Origin of the sequence: Chitinophaga sp. YR627, from assembly GCF_900114995.1 — a bacterium.
In the GTDB taxonomy this organism is placed as follows: domain Bacteria; phylum Bacteroidota; class Bacteroidia; order Chitinophagales; family Chitinophagaceae; genus Chitinophaga.
Genome location: NZ_FOUX01000001.1, coordinates 456682 through 474940 on the forward strand (window position 1 = coordinate 456682; position 18259 = coordinate 474940).

An 18259-nucleotide genomic window follows, 5' to 3' on the forward strand; every position below is an offset into this window, starting at 1 on the left:
GGGTACGATGTCTGTTCATGACCATCGTACCCTCATTGTATCTATTTCTTTTGTGTATTCTTTCCGATATCCGGATTTTTCGCAAGCAGTTGTTCCAGTTTACCCAGCCTTTCCAGCCAGTACTGTTCAAAGAAATTCATCCATTCCTTCACCTGATCAAATCCCTCCTGTCTCAGTATACAGTATCGCTCACGTCCTTTTTCTTCAAACGTAATAAACCCTGCCTGATACAACACTTTGATATGCTTTGAAATTGCCGGACGGCTGATATCAAACTGTTCTGCAATCGAGTTGATAGATCGCTTGTCTTTTGTCAGCATCAGCAGGATCTCCCGTCTGCTGGGATCTGCAAGCGCCTGGAAGCTATCCAATTGTGGTGCTGTCATTTGATAGATTTGATAGTACTTTCTGAAAACGTTTGGCCACTTTATTTTTCCATCCCATTTCCATGATAAAGCTGCTGATATAATTCTTCATACCTGTAAAGCCCGTCTGTTCAAGATGTAATTCTGTACCACCATCCTTTGGTACCAGGGTCCAGCTGACGATTGTATCAAGATTGTATTCGCCTGGCCGTGGTCCTCCTTTAAATGAGTAGGAGAGTTTCTGCAAAGGAATGACTTCCAGCACTTCAAAGTACATTTTACCGTCCCAGTCCATTTTAGGCCGGGGCCTGGACGCTGCCATCCATTTAAAGCCTGTTTCAGCCCTGAAGTCGCCGGAATTCAGGTTCCATTGCGCCAGTAGTTCCGGATTGGTCAGGCACTCCCAGATCGTTTCTACAGGGTGCGGATAGAACCATTTGAGTTTAATGTCTCTTTTCATATTATGTAACTTTGAAGTTACGTAAATGTATGTGTAACTTTTGAGTTACGCAAATAAAGCTGATAAAAAGAAGGAGGTACCAGACTGGCCGGTACCTCCCTCTTAAAAGAAAAAATATGTAAATCAACTGGTTGCTCTTCTATTGGTCTGAAAACCGATAGCCCAACCCGGTACGAAACCGGGCCGGGCAATCTGCTTATTTACAATGCTGCCGGGCTTTACACAAGTACGGCAGTATTATAAGGTTATGCAGTTACGGTTGAGGAGCGGCAGCTGTAGTTGTATAAAATACAGGCCATACATTTGGAGCAGGAACACTCACACCTTTGTTGGCGCCTCTTACTTTAGCGTCCTGGCCAAAGTAGTACATAGGCCATCCTTTGTAAGTGATCTGTTTTTTACCGAGTACAGTGATGATGGCGAAATCTGCTTTGTTGAAACCGGTAGGTACATTTTTCACTTCTGATATTTCGTAGATCGGCCAGATAGCGTTATGCGTATCATCATTGTTAGTGAAATTGTTGGTGCCGGCTTTGTCGTTGGAGAACTTGTACAGTGTCAGACCACGATCGTCTACCAGGTATTTGGATGTACCGGTACCTGCTGCAATTACACCTGTGTTATTGAGTACATAGTCTGTACCATCGTTGCCGTGCAACTGGAAGTTAGCCACCATTACGGAGTAATCAGGTTTTGCTACAAACCAGATTGTACCAACGTTATCACCCTTAACTTCTCCTGCTGCAGCATCCTGCGCATAGTAGTATAAAGGCCATCCTTTGTACGCGGTTTGTTTGGTACCATCAGGACGTGTAACAGTCGTAAAATCAGCCTTGTTCAGGGAACTATCAACAGTGAGTGCAGATTCTTCCACATAGAAAGTTGGCCATACAGCAGCGCAACCATCTTTACAGGTAGGGATGCCCTGTGCATCATTAGAAAAGAAGTATAAAGTCTTGCCTGTGCTGTCAGTCATAATAGCGCCGAAAGTTGTGTTACTGGCTACTTTCACGGTTTTCTGCGGAACTGGTGGTGGCGTTGGCGTAACTCCATCGTTGTCATCGTTGGAGCATGAGGTGGCCACTGTGGCAATTAAAAGCATTGCCACCATTGATTTCTTGAATAAATGCATGGTGATTAGAAAATTTTAAATAAGCAAATTGTGAGCACTTGTGTCAACTACTTAATACGAGGGTAGAAATAAAAAGGTTGCCTGAGGGATATAAAATTTTTTGGTGCGGCGCATGTTGTCCTGGATCAGGTAACCAGGCATTTTTCGTTTTCTTACAATACCAGTGAATCAGCTGGTCTTAGTTTTGAGATATAATTAGTCAAACACTAAAAGAATTCACATGTTAACACAAGGATCCGCTACTATTCTTATTACCGGTGCTACCGGCAACATCGGTAAAGAACTGATCAATCTACTTTCTGCGAAAGGTATTTCCTATAATGCGATGGTGCGCTCTATAGAACGTGCAAAAGAACTGGAAGCATTGCCTGGTATTACACTGGTGCAGGGTGATTTTGATGATGAAGGCTCTATGGATACAGCATTGACAGGCATAGAAAGGGCCTTTCTGCTGACTAACTCATCTGAACATGCGGAAGAACAACAGATCCGTTTTGTTAATGCCGCTAAAAGAGCCGGTGTAAAACATATTGTGAAGTTGTCCCAATGGGCAGCGGATGCAGGTTCACCAGTACGCTTTCTGCGCTATCATGCAGCTGTTGAAGCTGCAATAAAAGCTTCTGGTATGACATATACCTTCTTACGTCCCAACCTGTTTATGCAGGGGTTATTAGGCTTTAAGGACGTGATCAGGTCAGGACACAAATTCTTCGCGGCTGCCGGGGAGGCAAGGATCTCCCTCATCGATATCAGGGATATCGCAGCAGTAGCAGCTGTTGCGCTGACAACAGACGGACATGAAAATAAAATCTATGATCTTACGGGCCCTGAATCATTCACACATCAGCAGCTGGCAGATGTATTCACAGATGTACTCGTACATCCGGTACACTTTATCAATGTACCTGAAGACGATATGAAAAATGCCCTGCTGGGTATTGGATTTCCCGAATGGCAGGCCGATGGTCTGTTGGAAGATTATGCTCATTACCGGCTTAATGAAGCGGCTGTAGTGACAAATACCGTACAGGATGTAACAGGTAAACAGGCGCGTACTTTCAGGCAGTTCGTGACAGATTATGCGTTCTTATTTAAATAATAGCTACGCTTTACCGCCTTTGAACTGAGGAGGGAATAAACTGATCTGCTGCCACAAAACATCGGCAATCTGTTTTCCTTCCTCATTCAATCCTTTTACATCGTATTGCGGTTGCTCACTGTCATCTGCCTTAATAATATCGAAGTTTTCAGGAAAAGCGACAACGGATTTTGTGTGCGGTTTAATATGATAAACAGTGGCATTGTCCTGCCGCTCAAAAGCTACATCATACATGTAGTGCTGATCATTGTAGGATACGGTGAGTTGACGGGTCATCATAAGCATTGTTTTTATACAAAACAATATGCAACAACCAGACCATGGGCGAATAACTGCCGAGGTAGTTATTCGCCCATGGTCTGGCTGTTTAAGAATTATGCATTAGTTGGCCTGAACAGTTTTTGCAAATGAATAGCTTATAGAGCTTTCTTTAATCGGAGATCTGACTCCTTAGTTTTCTTTATACATTTTATCCAGGAAAATATACCTCGCCTTTGTAGTCTCCTTCTTCATCGATGACTGTACATCAATATTCATGTACCATGAATTTTGTATGCCATCCTGCTCCCATTTTGGCAGTCCGGGGCCATTTGGATTACCCGTCTTCACGAAGTTGGCAAAGTAGTTAAGCATGGTATTAGAAACTGCATAATCCTCCTTTGTCCAGGCATACACCTTGTTGTGCTGGAGATTTCCCATCGCATATTCAATTTCAGCCGCATGCGGCGCCCCTTTTACAGGGTCCGCCTGTTTAGGCTGTTTAGGTTGTGGAGTAGTGGTCTTAATCACGCCACCCGCGAGTCCAGCTTGTGCATTCCCCATTTTAGGTACCATATCCGGACGCGGATGAGAGAATATATAACGATAAACAGGCTGGCTGGTCTTTTTATGCAGGTCCGCCCATTTCCAGGTACTGTAAACGATAAAACGGTCGCTGGCCAGATCAGTAGAAGAGGCGATCACCTGCTCTTCCGTACTACCCGGATAGAGCTGTAATACCTCGTCTGTGTGCTTAGGGTAAAGTTCTGTTAGCTTTTTGACATAATTCTCCGTTGTAGGGTCATCCTTCCACAATAAGGCTCTATAGGGCACTTCTGTGGAATTCCAGCCCACCAGCAGGGGTACATGTGCCTGCTCACCGGCAGCATAGATATCTACCGGCTTTTTAGGCAATACATAGCCATCCACATTACAGGCCATATGCGGCACGCCCGGACCGGAAGCCTTGCGGAGTAACTCCTCTGCCGGGATCGCCCTTAATGCCTCCAGTGTAGAAGCGCCCAACACATTAGCCATCGCTACGCCATTCTGTTCAGCTTCCTCTTTACTGATTGGGGCCATTGTCGGATTGATCATGGCGCCGCTTTCACCAATAGCGCCATGAATCAGCGCTTTAGACAGGGGAGAGGCCATCAGGGCGGAAACAGAAATAGAGCCTGCTGACTCCCCGGCAATGGTCACCCGGTTGGGATCACCGCCAAAAGCGGCAATATTCTTCTTTACCCATTCCAGGGCCGCCTGCTGGTCCAGCAGGGTATAGTTACCCGAAGTGTGATAAGATGCCTCTTTAGATAGTTCCGGGTGTGCCAGCAGACCAAATACGCCCAGACGGTAGTTCACTGTCAGGGAGACAATACCCTTTTTAGCCATGCTTTCCCCGTCGTAGCGGCTTTCTGAGCCATCTCCGGCTACCATACCACCGCCATAGAAATAGACCAGTACAGGTAATTGCTGTTTGCCGGGATTGGCCGGCGCCCAGACGTTCAGGTACAGACAGTCCTCACTCATACCGTCCGAACGGAAGCCCATATCACCAAAAATATTGCCCTGCATCGCCCGCGGACCAAAATGATCGGCCCTCAGGATCGTATCCCAGGTCTTCTCCGGTTGAGGCGCTTTCCAGCGTAGATTACCTACAGGCGGCTGGGCATAGGGGATGCCCTTATAGCTCCGGATACCGGTAGTACGGGAAACGACACCCTGGATCCGGCCACTTTCAATCTTTACCAAAGCAGGTGAAACAGCGCTTTTTTTCTGGGCTATTCCGGGCAGCCAGCCCAGCTGACATAGCATAAGGAGCGACAAACAGTATGATTTCATAACATGTATATTATTATAATGTAGAATAACTCAATTTACTACATCGAAAATTATCAAACAATTGGCTTGGAAATATTAATTATTACGTATACCTTATCGCCAGTTATGTAAAAACATTTTCATGCTTATAAACAGACGAACCGCATTAAAACAGGTCCTGGTCGTCTCCGCTGGTCTGGCGTTCCTGCCGTCCTGTGTACGGAAAACGACTCCAGCTTCTATTTCATTAAAGAATATAGCGGTAGATGGTGAGGGCGAGAACATGCTGGCATTGCTGGCAGATACATTAATTCCTACTACTTCGACACCTGGTGCGAAGGACGTCAAAGCGCATTTGTTTGCATTGACGATGGTAGATGATTGCTTTAATAAGGAAGACCAGCAGAAATGGACAGCCGGGATGAAGGCATTTGCTGAACTGAGTGAGAAAAAGAATGGGAAGTCATTCGAAAAAAGCACTCCTGAAGCAAGGACTGCTCTTTTGGAACAACTCGAAAAGTCCAAAGCAGAAGAAGGGGGCGCTGCTTATTTCTACCACGCTACCAAAAATCTGATTATCAGAGGTTATACCAATTCAGAATTTTATCTTACTAAAGTGCAGGTATACGAGCTGGTTCCCGGCCGTTTTCATGGAAGCGTACCTGTAAAACCAGTCAGCAGAAGAACTGCTTAACAGAGAATAGTTATGGCGAATATTAATATAAGTGCTCAGGACCGCACATTCGATGCGATTGTGATAGGATCGGGTATCAGTGGAGGATGGGCAGCAAAAGAGTTCACGGAGAAAGGGCTGAAAACGCTGGTACTGGAAAGAGGCCGCGATGTAAAGCACCTGAAAGACTATCCCACAACAAACAAATATCCCTGGGAATTTCCTCACGGCGGACAAATACCTGAAGCGATTAAAGAAGAAGCTCCTGTTGTGAGTCGTTGTTATGCCTTTAAGGAGGATGCCATGCATTTCTTCGTAAAGGATAAAGAACATCCCTATGAACAGGATAAACCATTTGACTGGATCCGTGGATACCAGGTAGGTGGTAAATCATTGCTCTGGGCAAGACAGACACAGCGCTGGAGTGACTATGACTTCGAAGGACCTGCAAGGGATGGCTTCGCAGTCGACTGGCCGATCCGTTATGCAGATATCGCGCCCTGGTATAGCTACGTAGAGAAATTTGTAGGTATTTCGGGTAATAAAGACGGTATTGACAACCTGCCTGACGGCGAATTCCTGCCACCCCTGGAAATGACCGCTGTTGAGCAATATTTTCAAAAGTTTGTCAAGGATAACTATAAAGATCGTCACGTTATATATGGCCGCTGCGCGCATCTTACTGAGCCGCAGAAGATCCATATTGAACAGGGTAGGGTACAGTGCCAGAAGAGAAATCTCTGTCAGCGCGGATGCCCCTTTGGCGGATATTTCAGCAGTAACTCTTCTACGCTGCCATGGGCAGAAAAGACGGGTAATCTGACCCTCCGTCCGCATTCAGTTGTACACTCCATCATCTATGATGAAAAGAAAGGAAAAGCAACAGGCGTACGTGTGGTAGATGCTAAAACTAAGGAAATGACCGAGTACTATGCCCGTGTCATCTTTGTCAACGCATCTGCGATCAACTCGAACCTGCTCCTGCTTAACTCCACTTCCAGCCGCTTCCCGAATGGATTAGGCAATGACAGTGGTGTATTGGGTAAATACTTCGCTTTCCACAATTACCGCGCTACTATTTACGCAGACCATGATGGTCATATGGACGTTACCACCGATGGGCGTCGTCCTACCAGTGCATATATCCCACGCTTCCGTAACGTGAAGAAACAGGAGACAGATTTCCTGCGTGGTTATGCCGCCGGATTTGACACCGGTCGCCGTAAATGGAATAGCCATGATGGTGTTGGCAAAAGCCTGAAGGATAATCTGTTCAACGAAGAAATGGGTAACTGGTACGTAGGATCTCATATGATGGGTGAAACGATCCCGAAAGAGATCAGTCAGCTGACCCTTGATAAAGACAAAAAGGACGAATGGGGTATGCCTGTGATCCATGTCAATATCGGCTACGATGACAATGATGAGAAGATGGTGAAGGACTTCCACGAACAAATGACCGAAATGTATACCAAAGCCGGTTTCACCAATATCCGCACAGGAGATTCTAAACAGGCGCCAGGCCTTGATATACATGAAATGGGTGGTGCACGTATGGGGAAAGATCCGAAGACATCCGTACTCAATAAATGGAATCAGCTGCACGACGTGAACAACGTATTTGTGACCGATGGTGCATGTATGACCTCCACTTCTACGCAGAACCCTTCACTGACCTACATGGCGCTTACAGCCAGGGCAGTGGATTATGCGGTTAGCCAGATGAAGAAAGGTGAAATATAATATTGCTGCTAAATGATAAAAGGCCTTCCTCATGGGAAGGCCTTTTCTGTTTGTATGAATAAGGTTTATCAGATCTTTACCATCTCGATCACAAACCCCCGCCTGCCACTATTGTTTTGCAGGAATTGTATCAATACATTATCGCCGGGTTGAAATGGCGTATTGGTAATATGTACCAGCGTACCATCTCCCAGTCTGTAAAAGGAATCCTTACTACTCGATTTTCCGCTTCTTATCCAGAATACCACAACTTCCGTGATCGCCGTACGGATGGTTATTTTATTCGTCGCCTGTTTAGTTTTCCAGCTCGTATAAGCGACCGCTCCAAGGCCGATAGCAATCATCGGACCTACTCCGAAAAGGAGAATAAGTGGAAATGTTTTACTATCGAAATGTGTGATAAAGCCAAACACGATACCAAGGAACACCGCCATCCCCAGGATACAGCCGATAGCACCAGCATTACCGCTCAGACTCTTTTTCCGGTCTTCTTCGGTGATGGGTAAGACGACCTCCGTATAGTTGTTATACTGCGTATAGGTGATGTCGAGCAGGACTTTTTCTCCTGGCACGTACTCTACATATGATAGCTGAACAGCAGTGTTCTGTAATGTCTTTACTTCGTCGATCGCGCGTTTGTGCCTGAAACCGGACGGATGGTGGCCTATACCGCTGGCAACGTATAGTTCCAGTTGATAGCCATTAAAACAATAACGGAGTAATTTTTTGTCAACCAGTTCTACGCGCAGGAGTTTATCATTCACCACCTGTTTCATATTTCCATGCGGTGGATTAGCGAAATAAGCCTTTGTTTTCCAGCGTAGTCGTGCGCCAGCTATCGTAATGCCTCCTCCCATTAACACTACGATCAGTCCCAGTATGATCAGGAATTCTTCGGAAATGGCAATGATGCAGATAACGATGCCCATCAGGAGCAGGGCTAGGCCCATTATCAGTAAAGCTGTTACAGAGACGCCGTCGGGTTGCTTGAGGTCTTTCAGTATTTTAATGTCCCGGTCTGTTAGCAGGGTTGTTGTTTGCATTGGTTACGATATGGGCTATACTTAATAAATCGTCAAACCGGAAAGATAGAAATTATCTGGCAAATAGCCACACTGGTCGTATATGGATGGCATCCTTCTATTTTCTTGCAATTGCCATCAGACGACTATTACGATGCCAGCAGTTATGTTGTTTGTATTTGAACTAATCTCCTGTCAGTGCCATCGTGATGTTCCGCCACCATGATAGACACAGTATCTCCCGGTTTCAACATTTTTCCCGACGCAGGTAGTATTGTACCATCCGCCAGTCTGTATTGCGTAAGACTATCCTCCATCGATAAAGTCAATACCTCCGTAATTGTTGTTTGGATGATACGTCTATTGGATGCAGATTTTTGCTTCCATGCCAGATAGACGGGATAGAGAAAGAGAATTGCAAAGAAAATTAATGGATGGAATGCATCAAAAGTCTTAAACCCTGACAATAAGCCGTATACCAGACTGATCCCGCCACCTAATGCCAGATATAACCAGAAGCTTTTGTAGGTTATTTGGGTGATCGTCTTTCTGTCTGCAGCATCCATGGGTGTGACAGCTTCTTTGTGGTCAAAGGCTTCATAACAAATATTCAAAAGTACTTGCATGCCGGGTTTATATTCCACATAAGATAGTATCACAGGAGTGTTTGTCAGGAAGTAAGCTTTGTCGATTGTGTTTTTGTAATTGAAATCCCGGTATCCGTTTAATTCGTCTTTCGTTGGTATGCGAAGGTCCAGGTACCCGTCAGTGAAAGTATAGCGTATTGTCTGTTGGAGCGTCAGTTTTGCATGCAACAGTATACCGTTTACCTGTTGTTTTGTATTACTATTAAGTAAAAGTAGTTTTGTCGGAATGGGCTGCTTTTCTCTCGCATAAAGCGCATTGAGTAGCTGAATGTCCTGTTTTGTTAATGTACTTTGGGTGGATTCCATAGATTGTTTTTAGGGTTCGACTATCCTTACATCGTTATCTTCGTTATAAATGTCTCCTTGCGGCCACTACTATCTTCCATCACCTGAATCTCTATGGCATCTCCCGGATCGTATTGCCGGGAAGATACATGAACCAGCGTACCATCGGCCAGCCGGTAATATGTCAACTCATCTTCTGACAACAGGTTCAGTACTTCGGTAATTGTTGTACGTATAACCAGCTTGTTCTGTGCTAACTTTTTCTTCGAACTGGAATAGAACATAAAAACTATGATGGCAGCAAAAAATAGAAAGATCAGTAAGGTCCTTTCTATGCTAAATCCGCCATCCAGATTCCATAATATTATTACTATGACAGCGGTTCCAAGTATTATCCGGTTACTTTTATAGATCTTCGTTTCCACCTTGTCTATGTCGGACGTATCAACAGGAACAATCATTTCATTATGACGGTATGCTTCATAACGGATATCCATCAGTAAGTTTATGCCTGGTTTGAATGTAAGATAGGAGAGTGTAACACTTGTTCCCACCAGTATGTCCGCCTTGTCTATCAGGCTATTATAGCTGAAATCGCCGTATTGATTAATACTATTTGTCATAGGGATATAAAGTTCGATCTGACACTCTTTGAAGGTGTAACAGATGACCCCATGATTGCTGAGTGTTGTATGCACCAGGATATCCGTTATCTGCTTCTTGGTAATATCCTGCGGGAGGGTTTGTCGTTTGCTACGTCTTCTTTTTCCGATGGCAAAGATGGTGATGAGTGTGCCAAGAATAAATAGAAGTATGCCTATAGAACGTACATTGATGTCATGCCAGCCGCCTATGATGGTCAATATGGCTACCGGCAATAATATCAGGCCGAGTCGAAGTCTGGTTTTTCCGGCATCCCTTTCTCTTTCATTCAGCCCCTCCAGTAATTGCATCTCCTGTTGGGTGAGTTCAGTTGTATTTGTCTCCATTTATCGCTGCTGAATTTTAAAAAGTGAGTCCAGATAATAGAGAGGGGCGTTTGCCCCATATGCTTCCGGAATAAATTCTCTGCCAGTCACTTCAGGGTCTATTTTACTATTATCAATTATATACCGTGCAAAAGAACCCCATTCTTTCAGCGTATCCTTACGCGACCATCCTAGTAGTTTTGCGTGATAAACTCCCCGTCTGGATGTTGGTTCAAAATACGAGAAAAGTGTATCGCCTTTAGAATGAAGCAATCCCATAAGATGAAAATAATCAAGGTCAGACACTAGCAGTGCCGTTTGCATGCGTGCCGGCGTAGCCGTCAATATCATCAATTCCTGGTCGAACTTCCTTTTCCAGTTTTTTCCATGTTTTCTTGTCAGCTGACGATCAGCCGTTTTATTTAAAATGACAATGGAATCTCTGCTGGCGGGTTCGTTTATGTTGAGCAAATAAAACCCCCAGTCCTTTGCCAGTTGTGATTCCCTCACAAAAACGGACGTATCGACAGGTATCCAGCCATAGGAGATGATTCTTCGTATTGTATCTAAAGTAACGGGTGGATTAGCGGCGGTTTGGTGGAATGATTGCGTCGTGCGGCAGTTGCACAACGACACTACTAACAAAAAAAGGTATAAGTATTTCATCAGGTATCAGGGCTCAGTTGCCTAAAGGTAACAAAATCCCTGACTCAGAACAGCCATAATAAACTACAGCCGATCAGTATACCCAACAGGCTGATAAACAACAACTGCCGTTGCCGTGATACAGAGAATGCCAAGCGGTCCCTATACAGATAGTTACCAATCCGGATAGCGACAAACAGGGACAATGGTATGATCGCAGCACCTAATAAAGTAATATGCAGCCAGCGGGCGCTGGTTACTGATAATCCAATACCGGTACCCAGCGCTACATAAGCCGCCAGACAAAACGGGCATTTAGGAATGATTGCGAGGAGAAAGGCCGGTAGCAGGGGTTTAATGAACCGGATACCTCTTTTGAAGATGTTCCGGGGAGGTGTTGTTTTTACAAGTGTTTTTTCCCCTCCATGTTCCTGTTGTATAGTGCAGGGAACATCCGCAGATGAATGTCCCCCGCAGCAATGAAATGCACGCATGATATCAAAGTTTAGTGGCTGCAGCAGCTATGTGCTTCCGGCATTTTGTTTTGATATTTATCGTGGTGTTTTACCCAGTCAGTCAGATTACCTTCTCCATCCCGCTCATTTCGGCCTTTAGGCGTTATATCGAGCAGGTTATAGGTGTTCAGCACTGTTTCCGCACCACGGGCATAAGTGGAATAAGTATGATAGATGTCTCCGTTTTCGTCTTTATAGAATACGCTCATACCGGGTAACTCTTTTTCAGCTACAGGCACCCGTTCGAAATTGTAGGTCATTTCGTTCTTCGCGATCTCTTCTTCTGTGGCAGAAACATTATAATCGAAGTTGAATTCGTTGTTATTGGAGGATACCCATTTGAAAGACCAGCCCATCCGTTGCTTAAATGGAACGATCTCATTGTAAGGCGCACGGGAGATAGCCACATAAGCCACATCATGGTTTACCAGGTGTACCAGTCCGCTGTCTACATTGTCCGCCATAAAGGAACAACCTACACAACCTTCTTTCCATCCCGGTCCCAGCATGAAATGTTGTACGATCAGCTGGCTTTTGTCTTCAAACAGGTCGGATAATGATACCGGGCCGTCCGGACCATCAAAAATGTAGTTTTTCTCTACTTTCTGCCAGGGCAACTCACGGCGCAGCCTGCTTATTTCATCACGTAGATGGGTTAATTCCTTCTCTTTTTTTAGTAACTCCTTACGGGCGCTTATCCATTCCGCCTCATCTACTACAGGGTGTTCCAGCTCAACGGCTTGATCAGTATTGGACGCTTTCATGTCTTTGAGGTTTAGTGTACTACAAATGTCAGCCACTGGGAGGAATTATCTGCAGTGCATAATTGCCAAAACCGGGGGGTATTCCGGACATATTTAGGAATTACACTGGAACAGGAAAGCTTTTGTCAACCAACTGATACTGAGCTAGATCAGTTCGAAGTTTTTGGCGGGTTGTTCTTCTCCGTTGATGATCACGGAAAGCTGGTGTTTGCCGGGGTAGAATACCCGTGTCGTGATCAGCCGGAAGGACTGCTTACGTACAATATTGACCTGCTCTCCCGGACCATAGGTCTTTTCACTGATTTTGAATACTTTCCTGGATAAGGTACCATTCTGTTTGAGGTAATAAACAGCATATTCCAGTCGGATGATCAGTGCCTGAGCATCCTTATTCCTGACGGTAAACGAGAATTCCAGGCTATCGCCGGTGTTCACCTTTGGGGTCAGTACCTGAAAGCCGCTGAAGGCAACATGGACGCTTTCCAGTCCGTAATGCGCCAGAATCTCTTTATGCCCCTGTTTGAGCAGGGTACGGCTGCCATGTTTGATAATGGCGTCTGTCTCTTTGCCAAGCCCCTTCCATTTTGAAGCGATCGCGATGACCAGCCCCGGATGGTCCCTGGCAATATCATTCAGGTTATTGGCTACACTACGTCTTACGGACTCCGAAGGGTCCTGTTTCAGGTTTTCCAGGATGGGGAGTATGGAAGACGGGTCCTTTTTCAGGAAAGGTACAGCCATTGCCCAGGGCAAACGAGGACGGCACCCTTCTGTGGACAATCTGCGTACTTTGGCATTTTTATGTAAAGACCAGGCCTGCATCTGCTGCATCATCCTGTCGCCATATTTAATGAGGAAGGGTCTGACAGCAAATTCACAGGTGATAAATTGTGTCACAAACTCAAGGGCTTTTACGGAAATATCGTAATGATCCAGTCCGTAGGTCGCGAGATAGTCCGGAAAGAAGATGAATTCCAGAGCCTCTCCATAACCCGCCTTTCTGAGCGCATCGATACTGTCTTTGAGCAGAGGGACCGCCTTTGGGTAATCAGCAGGCAGGAACTCATGCAATGCCGCTGTCGTATGTTTCATCCGTTCTTTCAGTTCCTTTTCTTCAAATCCCGGCTGGTAGATGCGCCCGATGAATTTTTGTTTATTGAAGGCAGGAATCGTTTTTACCAGTATATTGGCTAATCCGTCGTAAAAAGCAGGGGAATAGAGATCTTTCAGCAAACTCATTATCTGTAAATTTTCGGCTGCGGCAAAAGTACGGATTGTCCCGTTAGGGGGGAAAAGGGATAAATTTATCGCTATCCCCTCGTAATAGCGTAACTTTGCACTTTGTTTCCTTGAAAAGTGTAATTATGAAAATAAGTAATCCGGATATAATACGACTCGCAGAGATCAAATCTTATTTCCTTGACCCTCCTTACACCTTCAGGATTCACAGTTATGCAATGCCACAGGTAGATGAAGCTATTACTATCCTGAAAAAGTATAACATCTCAGCAGAATTGATGCGACAAATGGAAGATCTCAGGCAATTACTTATTGGTGCGGAAAGTGATGTCAATACAACGCGCGAATACATGCGATCTTTCGCTATACTGCTGAACCGCGTCAACCGGTAATCAGGTAGCCTTTAATATAGAAACCACGTAAATATGAATGGAAAACTTTTGCTCATAACCGGGGCTATAGCCAGTTTTATGGCCTGTAAGCACCGGGAGCAGCCAGTTGTAAAAGAACGCTCCCCACGTCAGGAATTCCCAGGATTATTCGAAGAGGTACAGACAGCACGTATCTTCCCGGACAGTAAAACTTTCGCAGACTGTGCACCGAAAGCTTCACCCGCCAGTGTACTGCAATCTTATGCGAAAGAACGTACGGCTGTAGGGTTTGATCTGTCGACATTTGTACACAATCATTTTTATGTGCCGGCGGCCGCTACCTCCGCGTATGTAACGGATACAGCCCAGGACGTGATCGCACACATTGAATCCCTGTGGAATGTCTTAAAACGCTTACCAGATACTGCTAATACCTGGGGCTCACTGATATCGCTGCCCGATCCCTATGTCGTACCGGGGGGCCGTTTCCGTGAGGTATACTACTGGGATAGCTATTTTACCATGTTAGGACTGAAAGAAAGCGGCAGGGTCGATCTTATAGAACATATGATCAAAAACTTCGCTTATCTCATCCGCACCTACGGTTTCATTCCCAATGGTAACCGTACCTACTACCTGACCCGCTCTCAACCACCTTATTTTGCACTCATGGTGCAGCTGCTGGTCTCGGCCAGAGAAGACCATAAACAGGAGATCCTGACCACCTATCTCGACGTCCTGGAAAAAGAGTACCAGTTCTGGATGAAGAAACCCACCGAAGGACAACATACAGCGGAGCACCTCATCACCTTAAAGGATGGTGCGACTTTAAACCGCTACTGGGACCGGGGCACCTGGCCAAGAGAAGAATCCTGGCGGGAAGATATCCTGACAGCAAAAAAGTCGCCTCTGCATGATGCTGTTTACCGCGAACTCCGTACTGGTGCAGAGTCAGGATGGGACTACAGCTGTCGCTGGTTTGAAGATGGGAAGTCGCTGGAAACCATTCATATTACAGATATCATCCCCGTCGACCTGAACTGCCTCCTGTACAACCTGGAGCAGACCCTCGCCGATGCCTATAACATGAAAGGCAATACGCTGAAAGCCCTGCAATATGAATCCGCCGCCGCTAACCGTAGAGACGCTATTCTCCGTTATTGCTGGGACCCGAAAACAGGCTTCTTCCGCGATTATGATTTTAAGAAAGAAAAGAGAACGCTGGTATTGAGCCTGGGAGGGATGTATCCCTTCTTTTTTGGTATCGCCAGAGCAGGACAGGCAGATAGTATGACGCTGGTATTGCAGAAGGAATTCCTGTATCCCGGCGGACTGGTATCTACGCCCTTCGAGACGGGAGAACAATGGGATGCTCCTAATGGCTGGGCGCCGCTGCAATGGATGGCTATCAATGGCTTACTCAACTACGATAAAACAACCCTGGCCTCGGAAATCGCTGGTCGCTGGTCCCGTCAGAATATCAGGGTGTTTAAACAGACCGGTAAACTACTTGAAAAGTATAATGTGAAAGATACCTCGCTGACAGGAGGAGGGGGCGAATACCCTAACCAGGATGGCTTCGGATGGACCAATGGAGTATTGCTGAAAATATTGCACATGCAACAGCAGGGACTATTGAATAATGGGAAAAATATTGATACCTTATAGCATGCTTAAACCCTCCCAACGCCTTTTGTCAATCGACGCATTCCGCGCCCTTACCATGCTTACCATGATCTTTGTCAATGATGTAAGCAGTGTGAAAAACATCCCTGAATGGATCGACCACGTTAAAGCCCAGGATGATGGTATGGGCTTCGCCGATACTGTATTTCCGGCTTTCCTGTTCATTGTCGGCCTCTCCATTCCGTTTGCGATCGGTAAACGGATCAGCAAACAGGACTCTTTTTTCAGTATCGAATCACATATACTGTTAAGATCCCTGGCCATGATCGTCATGGGATTCTTCCATGTGAATCTCGAAAGTTACAGTTCCGCAGCAGTCGTTCCCTACGCTTTGTGGGAACTGCTGATCACCATTGGCTTTTTCCTCGTATGGCTGGATTATCCGGCTGATATGAAGGCCGGTCGCAAATACACCCTTACAGGGGCTGGTATTGTGCTTTTAGGGCTAATGGCTGCCCTGTATAAGGGTGGTTCGGCAGAAGATCCTCACTGGATGCAGCCATCCTGGTGGGGGATCCTGGGTATCATCGGATGGGCATACCTGGTCTCCGCTACGCTTTACCTGGTCGTAAAAGGCCGGTTTGTAGCGATTGCGGCTATTCTGGGCCTTTTCCTGCTCATTAATATATTAACACACGCAGGCCTCTTACACATTGATATTCCGGTTATAGGCGATGCTTCTTCGGTATCGCTGATCATGGCTGGTGCGGTGATCTCTTCCCTGTATACCCTGCTTGATAAGAAAGGCAAACAGGGGTCCGTACTGCCCATCTTTTTCGGATTGGGTGTACTGGCGATCGTTGCCGGTTTCGTCCTGCGTCCTTATACGGAAGGAATCTCTAAAATACGTTCCACACCCGCCTGGGTATTAATATGCAGCGGTATCAGCATACTGGTATTTACGGCCATGATATGGCTGGTAGATATCAAAGGAAAGATGAACTGGTTTAAAGCGATCCGTCCGGCAGGTACCAGTACACTGACCTGTTACCTGATACCTTACCTGCTATATTCACTGCTGATGCTGGCAGGATTTCATTATCCCGCCTGGCTGAGCGAAGGCATGCCGGGACTGCTCAGGTCAGTGGCAATCGCTTTCCTGGTCATTCTCCTGGTAGGATGGATGGAAAAGAAAAAGGTCAGGTTGAAGATTTAACGGCGGCTGGTTCAGCTGCTTTTACTTCAGGTTTGACTTCGGGCTGGCGCAGGATCGGTTTAATGATCATGCGTAATGCCTGGTCTCTGGTGAAATAAGCGACTGTCCAGTTGTACATGGTCTTCAGTCTGTTACGATAGTTAATGAGCGCCATGACGTGCACAAACAACCACATCGCCCAGGCTATAAAGCCATTGAAATGTAGCTTGGGCGATGGTATATCTGCCACCGCATTATTACGGCCAATGATCGCCATGGTGCCTTTATCTACATAACTGAAAGGCTTCAGCTGTTTATTATCAACCATCAGCGAAAGGTTCTTAGCCAGGTTACGTCCCTGTTGCAGGGCTACCTGTGCCAGCTGTGGATGGCCTTCGGGGAAGTTATTATCAGTTTTGGTAAGGCAGGTATCACCAATGGCATAAATATCATCAACACCGATTACCCTGTTAAAGGCGTCGGTCATCATTCTTCTGCCCGGCCCCGTACTGGCAATAGGAATACCCTCATGCAGATAGGCGGTTACGCCCGCTGCCCAGATCAGGGTACTGGTATGAATCGTATCGCCATTGTTCAGGATCACCTGGTCGTCCACAAAGTCCTTTACTCTCGTCTTCAGCTTGATCTTAACCCCCAGTCTGCGTAATGCGTTATAGGTGTGTTTCTGCGATTTGGTACTCATCGGCTCCAGCAGACTATCCCCACCATTCACCAGGTAGATCTCACCGCCCTGTCCTTCCAGTTCGGGGTAGTCCTTTCTGATGACATATTTCCTTAATTCAGCGAGCATCCCGGAGACTTCCACCCCGGTAGGTCCACCACCTGCGATCACGATCGTTGTCAGCTTCTTCCTTTCGATAGGGTCTTTGGTAATAGACGCTATTTCCAGTCGCTTGAGCAGCCGGTTACGCATTTCCAGCGCGTCGTTCACGGTTTTCATCGGAATGGCCCGCTTCTTTATATTTTCGTTGCCGAAGTAGTTTGTTTCTGTACCTGTAGCAAATACGAGGTAATCGTACTGTAATTCGCCATTATGTAGGTAAATGGTATGTGCAGCCGGGTCCACTTTCTGAAACTCGCCCATATGAAAGTGCAGATTGGGCTTATTTCTGAACAGTTTGCGGAAGGGATAACAGATACTTGACGTTTCAAGGTATCCCGTCGCCAGCTGGTAGATTAAAGGGGGGAAAAAGTTATAATTGTTTTTGTCTACTAATGTGATGTCAAAGCGTTTGTCACGTTGTAATTTCTGTGCCAGATTGATACCTGCGAATCCTCCGCCTATTATCACGACCTTAATTGCTTGTTCTCTTGTTTCTGAGCTTTCCATTGTAAACATAATTTCCTGGTATGTAAATATAGTCAATCTCGCTTACATGACTCCTGACATATGTCATAAGTGAGGGAATA

The 18259-nt window shown here is 45.9% G+C and carries 19 protein-coding genes; 6 read left to right on the forward strand and 13 right to left on the reverse strand.

Annotation, left to right across the window (positions count from 1 at the left end):
- Positions 1-41: 41 nt before the first annotated feature.
- From BMZ72_RS01395 to BMZ72_RS01405, 3 genes are all read right to left on the reverse strand, one after another.
- Positions 42-386 carry an ArsR/SmtB family transcription factor gene (locus BMZ72_RS01395; protein ID WP_089804515.1) on the reverse strand — a complete coding sequence of 115 codons (345 nt, stop codon included), beginning with the start codon at positions 384-386 and terminating at the stop codon, positions 42-44.
- Positions 364-825: an SRPBCC family protein gene (locus tag BMZ72_RS01400; RefSeq protein ID WP_089804517.1), complete on the reverse strand. Its 462-nt coding sequence runs from the start codon at positions 823-825 to the stop codon at positions 364-366. The genes BMZ72_RS01395 and BMZ72_RS01400 overlap by 23 nt, the downstream gene beginning before the upstream one ends.
- Before the next feature lie 253 nt (positions 826-1078).
- The gene (locus BMZ72_RS01405; protein WP_089804518.1) at positions 1079-1957 is read right to left on the reverse strand and encodes a hypothetical protein; all 879 of its coding nucleotides are present in this window, start codon (positions 1955-1957) and stop codon (positions 1079-1081) included.
- Between the two features lie 220 nt (positions 1958-2177).
- On the opposite strand from BMZ72_RS01405, the gene BMZ72_RS01410 reads away from it, so the two are divergent.
- Positions 2178-3056: an SDR family oxidoreductase gene (locus BMZ72_RS01410; RefSeq protein ID WP_089804520.1), complete on the forward strand. Its 879-nt coding sequence runs from the start codon at positions 2178-2180 to the stop codon at positions 3054-3056.
- A gap of 3 nt (positions 3057-3059) precedes the next feature.
- On the opposite strand, the gene BMZ72_RS01415 is transcribed toward BMZ72_RS01410, so the two are convergent.
- Both BMZ72_RS01415 and BMZ72_RS01420 read right to left on the reverse strand, forming a co-directional pair.
- The gene (locus tag BMZ72_RS01415; RefSeq protein ID WP_089804522.1) at positions 3060-3335 is read right to left on the reverse strand and encodes a hypothetical protein; all 276 of its coding nucleotides are present in this window, start codon (positions 3333-3335) and stop codon (positions 3060-3062) included.
- A 171-nt stretch (positions 3336-3506) separates the two neighbouring features.
- Positions 3507-5156, reverse strand: a complete 1650-nt coding sequence (locus BMZ72_RS01420; RefSeq protein WP_089804523.1) for a carboxylesterase/lipase family protein — start codon at positions 5154-5156, stop codon at positions 3507-3509.
- 121 nt (positions 5157-5277) lie between these two features.
- Here BMZ72_RS01420 and BMZ72_RS01425 point away from each other — a divergent pair, with 121 nt between their 5' ends.
- Together BMZ72_RS01425 and BMZ72_RS01430 are read left to right on the forward strand one after the other, a co-directional pair.
- Positions 5278-5829, forward strand: coding sequence for a gluconate 2-dehydrogenase subunit 3 family protein (locus BMZ72_RS01425; RefSeq protein ID WP_089804525.1), 552 nt, complete (start codon positions 5278-5280; stop codon positions 5827-5829).
- 12 nt (positions 5830-5841) lie between these two features.
- On the forward strand, positions 5842-7551 hold the full coding sequence (locus BMZ72_RS01430) for a GMC oxidoreductase (protein WP_089804527.1): 1710 nt from the start codon (positions 5842-5844) through the stop codon (positions 7549-7551).
- A 68-nt stretch (positions 7552-7619) separates the two neighbouring features.
- Here BMZ72_RS01430 and BMZ72_RS01435 read toward each other — a convergent pair whose 3' ends face one another.
- The 7 genes from BMZ72_RS01435 to BMZ72_RS01465 all read right to left on the reverse strand — a co-directional run bounded on the left by BMZ72_RS01435 (position 7620) and on the right by BMZ72_RS01465 (position 13636).
- A complete protein-coding gene (locus BMZ72_RS01435; RefSeq protein ID WP_089804529.1) occupies positions 7620-8594 on the reverse strand; it encodes a hypothetical protein in 975 nt (324 codons plus the stop codon).
- Between the two features lie 143 nt (positions 8595-8737).
- Positions 8738-9526 (reverse strand): hypothetical protein, encoded by a 789-nt coding sequence (locus tag BMZ72_RS01440; RefSeq protein ID WP_089804531.1) that lies wholly within the window; start codon positions 9524-9526, stop codon positions 8738-8740.
- A 26-nt stretch (positions 9527-9552) separates the two neighbouring features.
- Positions 9553-10494, reverse strand: coding sequence for a hypothetical protein (locus BMZ72_RS01445; RefSeq protein ID WP_089804533.1), 942 nt, complete (start codon positions 10492-10494; stop codon positions 9553-9555).
- A complete protein-coding gene (locus BMZ72_RS01450; protein WP_089804536.1) occupies positions 10495-11139 on the reverse strand; it encodes a hypothetical protein in 645 nt (214 codons plus the stop codon). It lies immediately after the preceding gene.
- 44 nt (positions 11140-11183) lie between these two features.
- Positions 11184-11612, reverse strand: a complete 429-nt coding sequence (locus BMZ72_RS01455) for a hypothetical protein (RefSeq protein ID WP_089804538.1) — start codon at positions 11610-11612, stop codon at positions 11184-11186.
- Between the two features lie 11 nt (positions 11613-11623).
- Positions 11624-12397: a DUF899 domain-containing protein gene (locus BMZ72_RS01460; protein ID WP_089804540.1), complete on the reverse strand. Its 774-nt coding sequence runs from the start codon at positions 12395-12397 to the stop codon at positions 11624-11626.
- Positions 12398-12541: 144 nt separating this feature from the next.
- A complete protein-coding gene (locus tag BMZ72_RS01465) occupies positions 12542-13636 on the reverse strand; it encodes a DNA alkylation repair protein (RefSeq protein WP_089804542.1) in 1095 nt (364 codons plus the stop codon).
- Positions 13637-13761: 125 nt separating this feature from the next.
- On the opposite strand from BMZ72_RS01465, the gene BMZ72_RS01470 reads away from it, so the two are divergent.
- Genes BMZ72_RS01470 through BMZ72_RS01480 form a run of 3 tightly spaced genes read left to right on the forward strand, consistent with a single transcriptional unit; the run spans position 13762 to position 16849 of the window.
- Positions 13762-14028 carry a hypothetical protein gene (locus BMZ72_RS01470; protein ID WP_089804544.1) on the forward strand — a complete coding sequence of 89 codons (267 nt, stop codon included), beginning with the start codon at positions 13762-13764 and terminating at the stop codon, positions 14026-14028.
- A 33-nt stretch (positions 14029-14061) separates the two neighbouring features.
- Positions 14062-15675: an alpha,alpha-trehalase TreF gene (treF, locus tag BMZ72_RS01475; RefSeq protein ID WP_089804548.1), complete on the forward strand. Its 1614-nt coding sequence runs from the start codon at positions 14062-14064 to the stop codon at positions 15673-15675.
- Between the two features lies 1 nt (position 15676).
- Entirely contained in the window at positions 15677-16849 is a 1173-nt protein-coding gene (locus BMZ72_RS01480) for a DUF5009 domain-containing protein (protein WP_089804549.1), read from the forward strand.
- On the opposite strand, the gene BMZ72_RS01485 is transcribed toward BMZ72_RS01480, so the two are convergent.
- The gene (locus BMZ72_RS01485) at positions 16833-18179 is read right to left on the reverse strand and encodes an NAD(P)/FAD-dependent oxidoreductase (protein WP_218155189.1); all 1347 of its coding nucleotides are present in this window, start codon (positions 18177-18179) and stop codon (positions 16833-16835) included. The two genes, BMZ72_RS01480 and BMZ72_RS01485, sit on opposite strands and share 17 nt — an antisense overlap.
- Positions 18180-18259: the final 80 nt, after the last annotated feature.

Excerpts from the sequence above, each read along its gene's own strand:
- BMZ72_RS01395 (WP_089804515.1), bottom strand. The coding sequence starts at position 386 with ATGACAGCACCACAATTGGATAGCTTCCAGGCGCTTGCAGATCCCAGC.
- BMZ72_RS01400 (WP_089804517.1), bottom strand. The coding sequence starts at position 825 with ATGAAAAGAGACATTAAACTCAAATGGTTCTATCCGCACCCTGTAGAA.
- BMZ72_RS01405 (WP_089804518.1), bottom strand. The coding sequence starts at position 1,957 with ATGCATTTATTCAAGAAATCAATGGTGGCAATGCTTTTAATTGCCACA.
- BMZ72_RS01410 (WP_089804520.1), top strand. The coding sequence starts at position 2,178 with ATGTTAACACAAGGATCCGCTACTATTCTTATTACCGGTGCTACCGGC.
- BMZ72_RS01415 (WP_089804522.1), bottom strand. The coding sequence starts at position 3,335 with ATGATGACCCGTCAACTCACCGTATCCTACAATGATCAGCACTACATG.
- BMZ72_RS01420 (WP_089804523.1), bottom strand. The coding sequence starts at position 5,156 with ATGAAATCATACTGTTTGTCGCTCCTTATGCTATGTCAGCTGGGCTGG.
- BMZ72_RS01425 (WP_089804525.1), top strand. The coding sequence starts at position 5,278 with ATGCTTATAAACAGACGAACCGCATTAAAACAGGTCCTGGTCGTCTCC.
- BMZ72_RS01430 (WP_089804527.1), top strand. The coding sequence starts at position 5,842 with ATGGCGAATATTAATATAAGTGCTCAGGACCGCACATTCGATGCGATT.
- BMZ72_RS01435 (WP_089804529.1), bottom strand. The coding sequence starts at position 8,594 with ATGCAAACAACAACCCTGCTAACAGACCGGGACATTAAAATACTGAAA.
- BMZ72_RS01440 (WP_089804531.1), bottom strand. The coding sequence starts at position 9,526 with ATGGAATCCACCCAAAGTACATTAACAAAACAGGACATTCAGCTACTC.
- BMZ72_RS01445 (WP_089804533.1), bottom strand. The coding sequence starts at position 10,494 with ATGGAGACAAATACAACTGAACTCACCCAACAGGAGATGCAATTACTG.
- BMZ72_RS01450 (WP_089804536.1), bottom strand. The coding sequence starts at position 11,139 with ATGAAATACTTATACCTTTTTTTGTTAGTAGTGTCGTTGTGCAACTGC.
- BMZ72_RS01455 (WP_089804538.1), bottom strand. The coding sequence starts at position 11,612 with ATGCGTGCATTTCATTGCTGCGGGGGACATTCATCTGCGGATGTTCCC.
- BMZ72_RS01460 (WP_089804540.1), bottom strand. The coding sequence starts at position 12,397 with ATGAAAGCGTCCAATACTGATCAAGCCGTTGAGCTGGAACACCCTGTA.
- BMZ72_RS01465 (WP_089804542.1), bottom strand. The coding sequence starts at position 13,636 with ATGAGTTTGCTGAAAGATCTCTATTCCCCTGCTTTTTACGACGGATTA.
- BMZ72_RS01470 (WP_089804544.1), top strand. The coding sequence starts at position 13,762 with ATGAAAATAAGTAATCCGGATATAATACGACTCGCAGAGATCAAATCT.
- treF (WP_089804548.1), top strand. The coding sequence starts at position 14,062 with ATGAATGGAAAACTTTTGCTCATAACCGGGGCTATAGCCAGTTTTATG.
- BMZ72_RS01480 (WP_089804549.1), top strand. The coding sequence starts at position 15,677 with ATGCTTAAACCCTCCCAACGCCTTTTGTCAATCGACGCATTCCGCGCC.
- BMZ72_RS01485 (WP_218155189.1), bottom strand. The coding sequence starts at position 18,179 with ATGGAAAGCTCAGAAACAAGAGAACAAGCAATTAAGGTCGTGATAATA.